Below are 15,973 nucleotides of genomic sequence, written 5' to 3'. Positions count from 1 at the left end.
GGAGCAGCGGGTACGATGAAACTTCGAGTCAGCCTGATCGTGGCTTCGATCGTACTGGTGCTGGATTTTGTCACCAAACGCTGGGTGGAATCCGCTTTGTTTTATGGCGAGCATATTCCATTGACCAGTTTCTTCAACCTGGTGCTGGCGTATAACGCGGGCGCGGCGTTCAGCTTCCTGAGTGACGCAGCCGGCTGGCAGCGCTGGTTTTTCAGCGCGATAGCAACGGGGGCCTCGGTGCTGATTGTTTATCTGCTGCGCAAACATGCGGCCGAGAAGCTATTTTGTGTTGCGCTAAGCCTGGTGCTGGGCGGGGCACTGGGTAACTTGTGGGATCGCATTACGCTGGGTCACGTGGTGGATTTCCTGGACTTTCATGTCGGCGGCTACCACTGGCCCGCGTTCAACGTAGCGGATTCCGCGATTTTTATCGGCGCCATGTTGCTGATCGTCGATAGTTTCCGGCGTAAGGAATAGCGCAGAATGGATTGGAAATGCGCTAGGGGAGCTTCGTGAATCCGGCAACCGCGTGCTTATTTATCAGCCTGGCGTTCTAATTTGCAAGAATTCTCTTGCGACTTGATTCTCATCGTTGGGATGAGTCCGCTACCGGATTCAGGATGATTTAGACAGGATCCGGCACACGATTCTTTCCTGGTTGCCATAGCACATCTTCCACCCCTTGCTGACGATTCAAAACACGGCTCAGCACGAATAGAAAGTCTGACAGGCGGTTGAGATACTGGATGTGAAATGGGATCATTGCTTCGCTTCGAGCCATCCTGACCAACCATCTCTCCGCACGACGGCATACGGCGCGCGCGACGTGACAAAGGGCGGCTGCGCGAGCGCCACCGGGAAGTATGAATTCCTTAAGGGCGGTCAGTGTGGAATTGTACTCATCGAGTTGGTTCTCTAACCGGCTTACCTGCGCTTCACTCATGCTGCTCCGCCCGGGAATGCTTAGATCGCCCCCCAGGTCGAACAAGTCATGCTGGATATTTTCCAGTTTTAGGCGCACTCCTTCCTCGATATTTTCTGCAAGCAGCACGCCGATGCAGCTGTTAAGCTCATCCACGGTGCCGATAGCTTCGATACGTAAACTCTCTTTGGCGGATCGCGTACCATCACCCAGGCCTGTGGTACCGTCATCGCCCGTGCGGGTATAGATCTTTGTTAGCCGTTTACCCATTGCTACTTCCTATTAATGGAATAATGTGGCAGCGGATCACACCCCCGCTACTCGTCCTGTTGGGGTTTAGGAGGAACTCGCGGCATGAATAGCGCAGGCAGGGGCTTATTTTGCTGCCCCCGGCGGAGATGGCCAGACAGTCTATCTCCGGTGGAGGAGGGTGCCGTCGCGCTGGAGAGTGCGGAGGGAGTATCCGGGGGTTTTACCGAAGGTGTATAGGGCTGCGTAAACAAGGGATCCTCTGGCGGTTTGACGCGCCCTCCCTGTACGCGCTTGTGCTCCCCATGTCCTTCATGTTTATTGAAATCCTTGGAGCGGGAAACCGGATGCGCTTCGTTAGGACGTTTGCGGGATTCGGATTGTTTCTTCTGTTCCGGTTTGGCAGGCTCGTTCCGATTGAGCCTATGACGAGTATCCACCGACTCTTTTTGGTGATGCGGTGTTTCCGCCTCGAATCCGGCGATCACCTCTGTATTAAGCTTGATTTTCAGAAGCTTCTGGATACCTTCGAGCAATTCGTTCTCATCCTCGCATACCAGCGAAATTGCGTCGCCTTTGGTGCCGGCGCGGCCGGTACGGCCGATCCGATGGACATAATCTTCCGGCGTGGTGGGCAATTCAAAATTGACGACATGCGGCAGATCCTCGATGTCCAACCCGCGCGCGGCAACATCGGTTGCCACTAGAACCCGTACCATCCCTTCTTTGAATTCCGCCAGCGCCTGGGTGCGTTGAGGCTGGCTCTTGTCGCCATGAATCGCGGTTGCGGTGATACCATCGCGCTCCAGTTGCTGAGCCAAACGGCCGGCACCATGCTTGGTACGGACAAATACCAGCACCTGTTTCAAGTCTTGCGATTTGACGAGATGTATCAGTAATTCGCGTTTACGATCACGCTCAACCGGATATACCACGTGCGTCACCAATTCAGTAATGGAATTACGCCGTGCCACTTCGATCAATACGGGTTGTTTTAATAGTTTATCCGCCAGTTTTTTGATTTCGTCAGAAAAAGTGGCGGAAAACATCAGGCTTTGACGTTGCGGCGGTATCAGCGCAAGAATACGTTTTATGTCGGGCATGAAACCCATGTCAAGCATGCGGTCAGCCTCATCCAATATCAAAATCTCGATCTTGGAAAGATTCATCGTTTTCTGCTCGACATGATCCAGTAGGCGTCCTGGTGTCGCTACCAGGATCTCCACACCCGCGCGCAATTCCTTCACCTGGGGGTCGATATTCACGCCGCCGTATACCACCGCGCATTTGAGCGGCAGGTATTTGCCGTAGGTCTTGACACTTTCATACACCTGCGCCGCCAATTCCCGCGTGGGAACCAGGATCAATGCGCGAATCGGATGCTTGGCGGGCGATACGCTGGTGTTGGCATGGCGCTGCAATCGATGCAGCATGGGGAGAGTGAAGCCGGCAGTCTTGCCGGTGCCGGTTTGCGCCCCTCCCATTATGTCCTTGCCCTCAAGAATGGGCGGAATTGCCTGTGCCTGAATGGGGGTAGGTTCTGTGTAGCCCTGATCGGCGATAGCGCGCAGGATCTCGGAAGATAGATTGAGTTGATCAAACGACATATTTAGACTCGTAAACCGTCTGCCAACACTTGTTGGGACCGGTCCAGACAAAAGAGTTAATAGGGAGAGGATTTGTAAGACAAAAGAACACAGCCGCTGGTTGCGACGGTAACCGGAATATTATGCCGCAACTATCAGCAGGCATCATACAACACATTGGGAAATGTCGCCAGAACAACAGCTTGTATCAACTGAGCAGCCTGATGGATCGAAAGTAGATCAGCTGCAAAAGCGCCTGACCAGTCCACATTTCGCTGCTCTTTGGACTAATAGAGTAACTGCTAAGCTTCGAAATCGTCAAAATCTATCCTCGCCCCTTACTTTCCCACCTCGATTCTTCAAGTTTGGCAGAGCATAGCGCCTAATCATTTCTTACGCCCTGATGGACATCCTTTTGTGGTTTTTCAGCTTTAAACCACTCGCCACCTTTTTTCAAAGCCCTGAGTAACGGCGGAGCGCCACCAATAGCCACCGCGTCGACCAAACAATACCACGCCGCAACACCACTGGGTGGATTTCCCTGAGACAATGCAAAAATGGGTTCTATGGTTGCCCACTGCCATGTTCCGGCTGCTGTACCAATCAATTCCAGCCAAGTGGTAATAAAGAAGGCGGCGAGATAAACCATGGGCGAGCGGCCCTTAAACAGGTAGATGAGAAAAACACAGAATAGTATCGCACCCACCTGATCGCCCTGCGCCGGGTAGCCGCTAATCCCCCAGATTGACCATGTTCCGCACACCAGTACGACAAACGCAGCTATTTTTCGGGCATATTTCAAAAAAAATCCCGAACGCGCAAGCGCAACAGCCGTTAAATAAACCATCCCGTGACCAGGTGGGACATAGGCTGGTACATTCCCAAACCGGTAAGTATAACCGCCCATATAAATGGAGGCGAAATGCTCACCCAGCGTGGCAAATGCCACCGCTATGATTACCTGCATCCGTACTTCTTTATTTTCTCCAAAAAGTAATCCCAGTAGAAATGTCCAGGCGATGATCCCCATGAAATTTTGCTGTTCCATGCTCCCGCTGGCGTCCATTACCAGACTGATCGCCACGCAGAAGAAAGTCAGCCCCGCTATAAAATAGTCGCGCACTCTATGCGAACAGGTGACATTGACGGGTGGAAAATTACGCAGCATGGTCTATGCGGATCTTATTTGGGTGGGAAATTCGGACCTGCTCTCGGTTCTGGCAATGCGGCAAATCAATCACTTGCCTATGCTCACACGGAATAGCTTAGCAACGTTGAAATCCGGGTAGTTCAGTTGGATATTCGTTCTTTTTTCTATGAAAAAGACGGTGGTCTTCAAGTAATGCCTGCCGCTATATAGGGGTATTTTAAGCGATTAAAGCCGCCGTTCCAATAGATAAGTTGGAAACGGCGGCTTATGTAGGGAATCAGTCTAGCCAATTAAGGAAAAATCCGCGGAGAAGCACCGGATCATCCTTCCTCCTCTTCTTCCTCCTCGTCGTCCTTATCCTTCTTTTCAGGCTTGAGGACCATTTTGCCTTCCTTGCGGCTGGCATTGAGGTCGGTCTCGGCGACTTCCTTGTGCACCAGGTTCTGATGGCAGTCGATACAGGTGGCCCCTTCGGTCTCCATCTTCTTGTGCGCGGCCTTGGCATCAGCCCCCGGCGGCTGCGGGTTCTTGTGGCATTCGCGGCAGGTGTTGCTGTCCCACTTCTTCAGGTTCATGCGCGCATCGTGCGCCATGATCAGCCTGCGCTCGTTGAATTTCTCCAGCGTGGAGTAGTCGTTGGCAAATTCCAGGTACAGTTCGCGCGCCCCATCCACCACGTGCGTCGCCACCGCCAGGTGGAAGTTCTTGAAGCCCTGCGGGATGTGGCAATCCTTGCAGCCCGGGTTGGCGCCCAGGGCGCCATAGTGCGAGGAGGTCTTGAGCTCCTCCGCCGGATAGGACATGGAGTGACAGCTGGTGCAGAATTCGGTGGTGGAGACGGCGGCCTCGCCGCCGAATACCACCGCTACCATGACTACCCCCAGCAAGGCACCCGTGAGCAGGGTGCCGCCCGCGCGTATTCCCATCAGTCCTCCGAGCCTTTCTCGCCGACCTTGGCCGTGGACTGGAAGTCGTCATGGAACTTGAACTTCGGATCGCCTTCGAAGGTGCCGTCCAGTTTGTAGTGCTCGTGCATGGCTTTGACGTCCTTGACGTATTTGTCGAAGTTGAAGGTGTATTTCTTGTCCACTTGCGGGGTGAACGGGGTGTAGGGCTTCTTGGTACCCTTCCAGCCCGAGCCTTCATAGTTCAGGTGGCAGGCGTTGCAGGATTCTTCAAAGGCGAAGTCCTGTCCCGCTTCCGCCAGGGTCGAACGCGGCGCGGTCTTCTTCGATTTCTCGTAGGCCGCTCCCGCCTTGCGGTGGATGCCGCGATACTTGGCGCCCGGGCCGTGGCAGGATTCGCAGCCGACGCCGCTGGTGAATTTGCTGGGGTCCTCAACCGTGTAGCCGCCTTCCTTGCCCCAGCCGTCGACGTGACAGCCTACGCAGTCCTTGTCCTTGGTGTAGTCCTTCTTGGGGTCGAGCTTGGCCTTTTTCTTGGCCTCAGCCTTGGTGTTGGGCTTGAGCGAGTCCATGGCCTTGGCGTGCGCCGTCTGGCTCCATGATTCGGCCTGGCTCTTGTGACAGGAACTGCACTTCTTGCGGCCTTCAAATGATTGTGCGGAGGCGCTGCCGGATAGCAGCGCAAACATGGCGGCAGCGGCGAGGGCAAGTGTCAGGGAATGGCGCATGGTCTTCTCCTTCGGGCAAATATATCCGTTGATCGTTGTTATATGTATAAAACCCAATTATGCCGGTACTGTATCGCTGGTTGCGCTAAACGGGTAGCACCAGTACCATCACTCTTTGTGGTACCACTGGTACCGCCGCGCGTGCGCCCTCGGTCAACCAGCCTGGCCCGCCTCAGGAGGCGGGGGCGGGAGCGGCCGGGGCGGGAGCGGCCGGGGCGGGGGCGGTGTCAGAGTGGGGAGCGGTGTGGGCGCCGGCGGCGTCAGCGGGGGCGGGAGTGGAGGGTGCCGCCGCGGCGTCCGCGGCGGAGGGGATTTTGTAGACCCAGTAGCCGCCCTGCTGGTAGATGAGTTGCAGGACGGTCAGGTCCAGCGGCATGGAGTTGGTGAAGGGCAGCATCTGCGCCAGGAGGCTGTGGCTGCTTTTTTCGTCGCGCAGGAAGTAGCCGCGCACCATGCTGTCGGAGAGGGATTGCAGGGTGTAGGTGGCGAAGTTGTTTTCCTGCATCCATTTCTTGAGGTAGCCGATCATGCCGTGCATGTTGCCTTCCATGGGGAAGTGCTTGTAGGTGATGTCGAATTGCTCGGGGCGCATCAGTCCCAGTTTATAGAGGTCGGTGACGTGGATGACGATGTAGGCTTCCGAGGGGGCCTGGTCCGGGGTCTTGCCCGCGCTGTCCTGCAGGCCGGCCAGTTGGCGCAGGAGGGCGGCGCCCTTGACGGGCTCGGCGATGAGGGCGTCGACGAAGTGCTGGAAGTTACGCTGTTCGTCAGCCGAGGCCGGGGCGCCCCAGAATTGGTCTTCGTAGTGACGGACGGCGTCGCTGTAGGCCTGCCAGGGCAAGGGGAGGATGAGGGGTTCGCCCAGGTGCCGGGTAAACAGGGTGTCGCGCCCGGCCAGCAGTTTGATCTGGCGCGAGGTGTCCCACCACGCCAGGATGCGCGCGTCCTTGGCCGCATACTTGTCGATGGCGGCAGCCAGCGCGGTCAGTTCATTGAGTTTGCTGTCGAGGGAGATGAGCAGTTCGCTGCTGCGGTTCTCCCAGCTGATGAGGATGGGCGGGGTCGCACCGCGCCGGGCGGTGGTGGCCAGGGCGATGGGATCGTTCACGCCGTCGGCGTGGATTTCATATTGGGCGACGGTGAGGTCCGGCCAGGCATCGAGGCCCAGCGGGCCAAATTGGGTGCTAGCTCCTTCCTTGACCAGGGTGTAGCGGTAGGGTGCGGGCGCCGGGTTGAACCAGAGCCAGGCAAACCAGATGAGTAAAAGTAAACCTCCCGTCACCAGGAGGATGCCCAGTGACGGGAGGAGTTTAGTTCCCAGCCCTCCCCGTGCTGCGGGGGAGGGGGTTGTGGCGGAGGAGGCGGTCAATGCCCGCTTTTCTCGCGCCGGCGCCAGCCAGCCAGCGCGAGGGTGCCGGCCAGCAGCATGCCGCCGCCCAGACCGCCCAGCGAGAGCTTGTCGTCCTTGCTGTCAAGATCCAGCAGGCTGGTGCGTTTCGATTCCATTTTGGCTACCCGTGCCTGCAGTGCCGCCATTTCGCGTATCTTGGTGTTTTCGTCCATGATTTCGACGTAGGCGCGGTTCATCGGTCCCCAGCCTTCGGTGTAGGTCCAGCCGCCCGGGTTGACGTGGGCCAGGCCGACGTGCAGTTTGGGCAGGTCGTTTTCTCCCATTTCCAGCGCTTTCAGTTCGATCGCCGCGGGGTTGTTGTCCTTGGACCAGTAGAGCTGGGTGAAGCCGGCGAACATTTCCTTATCCGGTGCCATCGGCGCCGGACGGTTGGTCTTCTGCCCGGTGAGCAGGCCATCCTTGTAGAGTTGCTCGGCGACGTTGTGCGCTTCCTTGAATTTGGCCAGGCCGTGCAGGGTGCCTTTGTCCATGAATTCCAGGTAGGAGCGGGCAAAACGCTCGGAGTGGCAGGAGGTGCAGGTCTTGACCCAGGAGTCCAGGCGCGCTTCCGACCATTCGCTGTTGATGTTCTCGGCGATGCCAGGTACGGCAGGGTAGTTGGCCCAGCGTATCTTGCGGGTGACGTTGTGGCTGTATTTGCCTTCATATTCGAAGTGGCAGCCCGCGCAGGTCGGGGCGGTCTGGCCGCCCTTGGAGTAGGCGTCCTTGAGTGAGACTTCCCAGTTCCATTTGTCGCCCATCATGGTGACGATCTTGCCGTGCTTACTCATGGAGTAAGCTTCCCAGTTGTTGTGGTCAACCCCGCTGTGGCAGGTGGCGCACGCTTCGGGCTTGCGCGATTCGGCCGCGGAGAATTCGTGACGGGTGTGGCAGGAGTCGCATTTGTTCTGGTTGGTGTGGCACATGCTGCAGCCTTCAGCGATCTCGCGCTGCGGCATGGCGGCAAATACCGCAACTTCTACGTTGGCTTTCCAGTCCAGCGCGTGCGAGGGCCGTCCCGACGGCCATTGCTTGTTCGGCCAGATCATGGTGTCGCGCTCGGATTCGCGTTCGGCAAATTCCTGCAGGTGGCAGGTGCCGCAGACGTCAGCCGTGGGCATGCGCAGCTCAGTCATGTGGTCGGCTTTTTTCTTGGTGTTGATGTCGACGTGACAGTCAATACAGCCCACTTCCTTCAGCTTCTCGGTCGCGCCCAGCCGTCCCATGGAGCGCAGGTTCTTCTCCACGTCTTCCAGCTTGGCTTTCTTGTAGTAGATCGGGCTGTCCGGCTTGAGGTTGCGCACTTTGTCCAGGTTGGCATGCGTGCTCTTCTTCCACGCATTCACCCACACCGGCGATTCGTCCGTGTGACACTTGACGCATTCCTGGCGCTCCGCCACTTCCTTCATCGAGGTCGGTGGCTTGTAGAATGAGGCCGGGTCCATGTACATGCTGTACGGTACCGGTTCCCAGTACTGCGCCAACGTCCCACGTCCCGCCCCTTGTGCCGGGTCCTTGTAGCGCTTGGTCACCGCTTCATGCAGTTCCTTGGGCGTGGCCGTTTGTTCCAGGTTCAGCGCTTTGTACATCTCCTTCGGGACGCTGGGAAAGTTCGCCCATGAAGACGCCGCCAGCAGCGCCCCGCATGTCAGCGTTATGAGCCTCAGCCCAAGCTTGACAACCATCTCTCTTCTCCTTATCCGTATTAATTGTTTTTTTGATGCCTGGTCCGCCTAGACTATTGCGTCACGCTAAATAGCCTACCCTAATATTTAATTCTGTATAACCCGAAAGCAGCACAGAATTACCTTGACGAACACCGCCTAGCCTAACGCGGCAGCAGCACTGTGTCAAGAAAATTGCGCGCCTTGGGCATCATTTTTGCGGAATCGTTCAGAAACCATCAAACGATCCTATGAAATATTCCGAGAAGCATTCACCCATAAAAAACGCGGCTTCAACGTAACGTTGAAGCCGCGCCGGAAAGGCTGTTAATGGATTCTTGTTAGTGATCCATCGCCGGGGTTGAATTCTCATTCGGTTTCTTGAGCTGGATCATGAGATCGTCGTCCCATTTGCCCTCGACATTCATGTGTGCTGCGGCACCCAGCAATACGGCTTCCAGCAGGTTATGGCTGAGGTAGACATAGAGGCCGGGTTGCTTGAATTCATACAAGGCCACTCCGGTACCGCCCCCTGGGACGAACCAGGTTTCCTGATTGGTCATGGGAGGATCGCTGAACTTGCCACCCTGCCATACCAGATCGCCATGGCCGCCGATCAAGTGCGGGCGGGAATCACGATTGGCTTGCGAGTGAATGAACAGTACCTTCTCTCCGACTTTGGCCTTGAGCGCATTGTCGCCCGTCAGCGCACCGACCGCGCCATTGAAGACGACATGGGTCGGAATCAGCCCTTTGCCAACTTCGAGCATCTCAGCCATGCCTTCGGCAGGCTGGGAATACACTTTGTACTTTCCGTCCTTGTCCTTAGGCAGGTACAGATCCTGTTCGCCTATGTAGTAGGCACGGTCATAGCGCACCGATTTGCCTTTGTTGTCCTTCAGGCCATCGCGCGGCAATACCATGATGGCGCCGTTCATGCCCGAAATGACGTGGAACGGGATCATGGTTCCGCCCGGGGCGCAATGGTAGACAAATACGCCTGCCTTGGTCGCCTTCCAGCGCACGACCACATCTTCGCCCGGTGCCACCAGCGTCAGGCCGGCGCTACCCAGCGCACCGGTGGACGCATGAAAGTCAACATTGTGCGCCATGGTGCTGGTCTTGGGGTTGACCAGTGTCAGCTCGACATAGTCGCCCTCATGCACGACGATCAGCGGACCCGGAACGGTGCCGTTGAAAGTCAGTGCCCACATCTTGGTGCCATCCGGTGCAACCTGCACCAGTTTCTCTATGGTCTCCATGCGCACCTTGACGACCTTGGGACCCCCTTTGGCCACCTGGTCATGCTTGGGCAAAAAAGGCGGCGCCACCAATTCCTGGGTGACCACCGGCAACTTGGAAATGTCCGTCGCCGCCATGGCGGCACCCGCACTCATACACAGCAATCCGAACCCGACTGCCCCTTGAACAACTTTGTTCATGTTTCCCTCCATAAATGTTTATTTACCGCGCATATGCATGCGCCATTTCTTTCCGCCCGGCATTCAATGGCTAACATCCCATCCTTTTCTGAAGAGCATCTCTAAAAACTCAATGTCCCGGCAGACTCTCCACCGCTGGCCACAAGTGCCCGTATGCGGCGCACACAACATCTTGCCGCACCTGTCCGGCAGGCAGGAAATATTCTCATTTGACAACCGAGGAGCAACAACCCATTGCGGCAAGTTTCGAATTCTTAGAGATGCCCTAAAGAGCGAAGGCTCGGCAACTATACAGCTTTAACATATACCTGTCCATGCTAAATTATCCTCGTATGGGCATGACGGCAAAAGGGTTTTTCATTCCATCACCCTCTCGCTCCATTTACGTAAGCGGCGGTAAGCTCGTGGGCAGGCGATTCAAAAATCTGCCGGCAATGACCAAATTCGACCAGGCGCCCGGCATGCTCCTTGACCCAAAAAAATGCCGCATAGTTAGCGATGCGGCGCGCTTGCGCCAGATTATGAGTGACAATGACGATGGTGTAGCGGCCGCGCAATCGGCTGATCAGATCTTCGACCACTCCCGAAGCGATGGGATCGAGCGCGCTGCATGGCTCATCCATTAGAAGAATCTGTGGATTCAATGCCAGTGCGCGAGCAATGCAAAGGCGCTGCTGCTGACCGCCGGACAGGCTCAGCGCGGAAGCGCCCAACCGGTCATGCACTTCGTCCCACAGCCCGACATCCTGTAATGCCTGTTCAATAATGGCCTCTGTTTCGGCACGCCGCGTAATGCCATGCTCATGCAGGGGCAGCTCGATGTTACGATGAATCGAGAGAGGAAACGGTGTTGGCTTCTGAAACACCATGCCGATCTGCCGCCGCAACGCCTGCACATTGCGGGCGGGATCATGAATATCAGTACCGTCAATGCGAATACGACCGGCAATCCGGCAGCCTGGAATCAAATCCGTAAGCCGGTTGATCGACGAGAGGAAACTGGTTTTCCCGCAGCCGGAAGGGCCGATCAAGGCAGTAATGCAGCCACGGTAAATATTCAGTGTAACGTTGGCCAGCGCGGGCTTGGTACCATAATGAAGGGAAAAATTGTCGACCTGGATCAAGGGTTGCGGGTCGCAACAAGCCGGACCCGCCTGCATTGGTCCGAGCGTATAGGTATTGTTGCCCCTGCCTATGGATTGCTCAGCGTCTGCGTGCATGGGAATTGGAGTGCCTGTTGAGTTCATTCTGGCACTATCTTTCTACGCTGCCAACTGGCGGTGAGCCGCATGGCAGCCATATTGATGAATAGTAGCAGCGTGATCAGCACCAATACCGACGCGTGCGCGGCCGTATCGCCTCCCGATACGTTCATGGATAAATCGAAGATATGTATCGCCAGGGAACGCCCGGAATCCAACAACGAACCCGGCATACGGCCGACATAGCCGCTGGTGAACAATAGCGCCGCGGTTTCGGCAACGGCGCGTCCGATCCCCAACAGCAGGCCTGCGGCCAGTGCCGGTACGGCGGCCGGCAATAACAACCGGAACAGCGTTGTTGCGCGCGACATGCCCAATGCAGCGGCGGACAGACGGTACGCGTCGGGGACGGCGCGTAAACCCGCCTCGGCGGTACTGACGAGAATGGGCAACAGCATGCACGCCAAGGTCAGGCCGCCGGACAGGATGGAAAATCCCATGCCCAGATAAATGCTGAAGAAGGCATTGCCGAACAGGCCAAAAACGATGGAAGGCACACCGGCAAGCACCTGCAGACTGTAGCGTACCGCGGAGCCGAAACCACCACTGGCGGATACATATTCGGCGAGCAGCGCGGCCGTCGCCCATCCCAGCGGTAGCGCCACCATGAGGGCAACCAGCAAGATAAGAATGGTGGAAACCAGGATCGGGCCGATGCCGCCGGCACGGCCGGCATCCCGCGGCGAATCAACGATGAAATCCCAGGAAAGATGCCCCAGGCCGCCGCGCACAAGATCACCGGCTATCCATACAAACGCCGCACAGACCAGGAATGCAGCGAGGCAGATGGCCAGCTGCGCGAAGCGATCCCGATGAATATGCGCCAATTTCACAGAAATTGCTTCAGACATGACGATTTCTCGCCGGCCAACCCGCTACGCCTGAGAGCATCATAACCATCAGCATCAGCGTCAGACCTGATACAAACAGGGCAGCGCGATGGTCATTCATCGCATAGGCCATTTCCAGCGCAATATTGGCGGCAAGCGTGCGCACCGGATCAAACAGGCTATCTGCATGCCGCACTACATTGCCGGTAACCATCAGCACGGCCATGGTTTCACCGATGGCGCGGCCGGTAGCAAGCATGATGCCGGCCACGATCCCCGGTTTTGCCGCCGGCAGGACGACACCGCGAAGCATGCCCCAGCGTGATAAGCCCAGTGCCGCCGCACCGCGCAGATATTCTCCGGGAACACCCAATAGCGCCGCATGCGCGGTTAACGCGATGGTGGGCAGGATCATCAGTGTAAGTACCAGGATTCCGGCCAGCAGACTGGCCCCCGGCGGATGTAATTGATTAATCAGCGGCACGAGCGTGATCAGACCCCAAAACCCATAGACTACAGAAGGAATGCCTGCCAACAGCTCGATCAATCGCCGGTAAATGCCGGCAGTGCGGGGCGGTGCGTAATAGGCGATAAACAGCGCCGAAGCGATACCCAACGGCGTTGCCACCAGCAGCGCCCCGCCTGCGGTGTAGAGCGTACCCGACAGCATTGGCGCCAGGTTGTACATGCTTTCCCCGGGGTTCCATGAGGGATCGGTGAGAAAGCGCCCAGCCGATATATGCCGTAGCGCAGGCCAGGACTCGACCGCCAGGAATAAGAAAATCAGCAGTACCAGAGCCGCCGCAATGCCTGCTCCACCGCGCAGAAGCCAGAGTATCAACTTATCCACCCGCACTGTGTCAGCGGATGCTGACGGGGACGAAATATTGTGCTTCGACCAGACCATATACCGACTCCGAGCGGGCGAATTCTATAAAATCCAGAATCAATCCTCTCGGCACTTCCCGCGTTACCAGATTAAGCGGCCGCGACAGGGGGAAAGTACCCTTACGCACATTAGCCACCGTAGCCGCAATGCCGTCAAGCGGCAATAGCTTGATTGCCGTGCCGCGTGTTATTTCATATTCGGCCGCACCTATTGAAACGTAGCTGATGGCATTCGGATTGCCTGCCACGGTCTTTATCCCCTGTGCGTTGTCGCCGATGATCACTTGCGGCTTGATATCACTGTTCCTTAATTTCAAATAACTCAAAAACAATTCAAGTGTTGAGCGTCCTTCGGCTTTGTTGACCACGGTGATGGGCGCATCTCGCCCACCTACAGTCTTCCATGTGGTGATCTTTCCGGTATAAATATCGATAAGCTGCTGCCGGCTTAGCGCGGTGACCGGGTTGTTCGCGTGCAGGATGATTCCGACGCCATCCCACGCAATCGTATGCGCATGAAGATCATTCTCTTCCGGTTTCAAAGTCCGGGATACCATGCCAATGCTGGCAATTCCGTTGCGGGCATCGCTAATGCCACGCGCGGAACCACCGGTCTGCACATCCACTCGCAGGCCGGGATGCAGTGACTCGAAGCGCCGGGCGATCTCTCCCGCTAACGGGGCAATCGTGCTGGCACCGGTTAAAACCAGTTTTTGTGAAGCGGCATTACTGGACAGGCTCCAGCCAGATCCCAGCAGTAACGCCGCCGCTAACATCACATACTGCGTTGTTGACAATATTTTCATGCCCCCCTCCTGCTAACCTCGCCGCCAAGTGTGATATTTTTCCGCCCAATCAAGCAGGCGATGTGGCATATGTGCACGCCTCCATTCGCCTGCGGCGTATTTGTTGGCCTCCGACCAAGTTGGATAAGTATGGATCGTGCCGAGTATTTTGTTGAGGCCGAGACCATGTTTCATCGCCAGCACGAATTCCACCAGCAGGTCACTGGCGTGCTCGCCAACAATGGTCACACCTAAAATGTGATCTTTACCCGGCACGCTGAGCACCTTGACAAAGCCATGTGCCGCTTCATCGGCAATAGCGCGGTCGAGGTCCTCCAGCCCATAGCGTGTCACCTCATAGGAAATACCCTGCTTCTTCGCTTCATCCTCCGATAACCCGACCCGGGCAACTTCCGGGCTGGTAAATGTGGTCCGGGGAATCACTGAGTAATCCACCTTAAAGCGTTTCACGGCGCCAAACAGCGCATTCACCGATGCATGCCAGCCCTGGTGCGCCGCAACATGGGTGAACTGGTATGGCCCCACCACATCGCCGCAAGCGTAGATGTTGGGATAAAGCGTCTGCAGCCACGCATCCGTTTCAATGGTACGCTTGGGTGAAATTGGAATTCCCAATTCCTCCAGTCCAAAACCCTCGGTCCGGGCAGTTCTTCCCACTGCGCACAGCATGGCATCAAACGGAAGCATTTCTTCGGTTCCATCCTGGTAACGCACCATCAAGCATTGCTGACCGGAGTCGCGTTCACAACGAATAGCCTCGGTTTGAGTCAGTACACGCACGCCATCGGCGCACAACGCCGCTTCAATCAGCGCAACGGCATCCGCATCTTCACGCTCCATCAAACCCGTTCTCACCACTTGCGTGACCTGACAGTCAAGGCGTGCAAACGCCTGCGCCAACTCGCAGCCAACCGGTCCTCCTCCTAGCACGACGAGCCGCTCCGGGCGTTCAGTAAGTGACCAGATGGTGTCGGACGTATAATAGCGCACCTGCTCCAACCCCGGAATCGAAGGGATAGCGGGAGAGGCGCCGGTGGCGATAACGATAGCGCAAGTGGTTATGGTCTGTCCATTGACCTCCACCGTCCAGGGCGAAGTAATGCGCGCATTGCCATGAATGACTTCCACTCCCAGTTCCGTATAGCGCTCCACTGAATCATGCGGCTCAACCGTGCTGATGATTCGATGCACGCGCGCCATCACGTCGCCGAAATTGTAGTCGACGGTTACACTGGCGATGCCAAGGTCTTTGGCGTGCCGAGCCTGTCGCAGAAAGCTGGCCGAACGAATCAGTGACTTGGAAGGTACACACCCGAAATTGAGACAGTCGCCCCCCATCTTGTAGCCTTCGATCAATGTCACCTTGGCGCGCGTGCTGGCTGCTATGTATGAGGTTACCAAGCCCGCCGCACCGGCCCCGATAACCACCAGATTGCGGTCGAATCGGCTTGGCCTGGACGACCTGGACCAATGTCCGCGCACTCTGCTCTCCTTGACACGCTCCAGCCCCAGCCGTGCCAGCCACGGGAAGGCAGCCAGCAGAATAAACGATCCGATTAGCGATGGCGACAAAATGCCGGACAAACTTGTGAGTGTGCCCAACTGGGTCCCGGCGTTAGCATAAACCGCGGTGCCGGCAAGCATCCCTAATAGGCTGACCCAGAAGAACGTACCGCTCCGGATGACGGTCAGCCCCATCAGGAGATTGATCACGAAAAAAGGAAATACCGGTACCAGACGCAAGGTGAAAAGATAAAATGCGCCGTCACGCTCAATGCCGGCATTGATTGCAGCCATATGGCCGCCGAAGCGCTGATGTACAGCGTCGCGAAAAAGATAACGCGCCGTCCAGAAAGCCACGGTTGCACCGATACTGGCGGAGATGACTGCCGCTGGAATCCCCACCCACGGCCCGAAGACAGCACCGCCGGCCAACGTCATCAACGTTGCACCGGGCAGGGAAAGCGAGGTTATGACAATATAAACTGCGGCATAGAGGCCAATAACCTGAAATGGCCGCACCTGAAAGGCTTGTTGCAGTTCGTCCCGGCTGCTCTTGAGCATTTCGAGACTGAGAAACCGTTGGAGATCAAAGGCAAAGAACAATCCAGCCAATAGCACCAGCACGATGAGTAGCCACCAATGTTTCAT

General features: G+C 56.7%; 14 protein-coding genes. 1 reads left to right on the top strand and 13 read right to left on the bottom strand.

The annotated features are described in order from the left end of the window. Positions 1–15 precede the first annotated feature (15 nt). Positions 16–477, top strand: coding sequence for a signal peptidase II (gene lspA / locus BLR00_RS03245; protein WP_074634104.1), 462 nt, complete (start codon positions 16–18; stop codon positions 475–477). A 148-nt stretch (positions 478–625) separates the two neighbouring features. Here lspA and BLR00_RS03240 read toward each other — a convergent pair whose 3' ends face one another. From BLR00_RS03240 to BLR00_RS03180, 13 genes are all read right to left on the bottom strand, one after another. After that, a complete protein-coding gene (locus tag BLR00_RS03240) occupies positions 626–1,192 on the bottom strand; it encodes a cob(I)yrinic acid a,c-diamide adenosyltransferase (protein WP_074630784.1) in 567 nt (188 codons plus the stop codon). Between the two features lie 47 nt (positions 1,193–1,239). Beyond that, positions 1,240–2,778, bottom strand: a complete 1,539-nt coding sequence (locus BLR00_RS03235; RefSeq protein ID WP_074630783.1) for a DEAD/DEAH box helicase — start codon at positions 2,776–2,778, stop codon at positions 1,240–1,242. A 361-nt stretch (positions 2,779–3,139) separates the two neighbouring features. Then, positions 3,140–3,925: a hypothetical protein gene (locus BLR00_RS03230; RefSeq protein ID WP_074630782.1), complete on the bottom strand. Its 786-nt coding sequence runs from the start codon at positions 3,923–3,925 to the stop codon at positions 3,140–3,142. Positions 3,926–4,227: 302 nt separating this feature from the next. Next, a complete protein-coding gene (locus BLR00_RS03225; RefSeq protein ID WP_074630781.1) occupies positions 4,228–4,833 on the bottom strand; it encodes a NapC/NirT family cytochrome c in 606 nt (201 codons plus the stop codon). After that, positions 4,833–5,540: a cytochrome c-550 CycA gene (gene cycA / locus BLR00_RS03220; RefSeq protein WP_074630780.1), complete on the bottom strand. Its 708-nt coding sequence runs from the start codon at positions 5,538–5,540 to the stop codon at positions 4,833–4,835. The genes BLR00_RS03225 and cycA overlap by 1 nt, the downstream gene beginning before the upstream one ends. 172 nt (positions 5,541–5,712) lie before the next feature. Continuing rightward, entirely contained in the window at positions 5,713–6,909 is a 1,197-nt protein-coding gene (gene haoB / locus BLR00_RS03215) for a hydroxylamine oxidation protein HaoB (protein ID WP_074630779.1), read from the bottom strand. After that, entirely contained in the window at positions 6,906–8,615 is a 1,710-nt protein-coding gene (locus tag BLR00_RS03210; protein WP_074630778.1) for a multiheme c-type cytochrome, read from the bottom strand. The genes haoB and BLR00_RS03210 overlap by 4 nt, the downstream gene beginning before the upstream one ends. 320 nt (positions 8,616–8,935) lie before the next feature. Then, on the bottom strand, positions 8,936–10,036 hold the full coding sequence (gene nirK / locus BLR00_RS03205) for a copper-containing nitrite reductase (RefSeq protein WP_074630500.1): 1,101 nt from the start codon (positions 10,034–10,036) through the stop codon (positions 8,936–8,938). Between the two features lie 365 nt (positions 10,037–10,401). Continuing rightward, the gene (locus BLR00_RS03200; RefSeq protein ID WP_074630777.1) at positions 10,402–11,256 is read right to left on the bottom strand and encodes a phosphate ABC transporter ATP-binding protein; all 855 of its coding nucleotides are present in this window, start codon (positions 11,254–11,256) and stop codon (positions 10,402–10,404) included. Between the two features lie 23 nt (positions 11,257–11,279). Then, entirely contained in the window at positions 11,280–12,149 is an 870-nt protein-coding gene (gene pstA, locus BLR00_RS03195) for a phosphate ABC transporter permease PstA (protein WP_074630776.1), read from the bottom strand. Continuing rightward, on the bottom strand, positions 12,142–13,035 hold the full coding sequence (gene pstC / locus BLR00_RS03190) for a phosphate ABC transporter permease subunit PstC (RefSeq protein ID WP_074630775.1): 894 nt from the start codon (positions 13,033–13,035) through the stop codon (positions 12,142–12,144). The genes pstA and pstC overlap by 8 nt, the downstream gene beginning before the upstream one ends. Next, a complete protein-coding gene (locus BLR00_RS03185) occupies positions 12,989–13,822 on the bottom strand; it encodes a phosphate ABC transporter substrate-binding protein (protein ID WP_074630774.1) in 834 nt (277 codons plus the stop codon). Before BLR00_RS03185 ends, pstC begins: the two co-directional genes overlap by 47 nt. 12 nt (positions 13,823–13,834) lie before the next feature. After that, positions 13,835–15,973: an FAD-dependent oxidoreductase gene (locus BLR00_RS03180; RefSeq protein WP_074630773.1), complete on the bottom strand. Its 2,139-nt coding sequence runs from the start codon at positions 15,971–15,973 to the stop codon at positions 13,835–13,837.

Source organism: Nitrosospira multiformis, assembly GCF_900103165.1.
GTDB classification, from domain to species: Bacteria; Pseudomonadota; Gammaproteobacteria; order Burkholderiales; family Nitrosomonadaceae; genus Nitrosospira; species Nitrosospira multiformis_D.
Note: the sequence above shows the minus strand (reverse complement) of the source record. Positions and strands in the feature narration are given on the sequence as shown.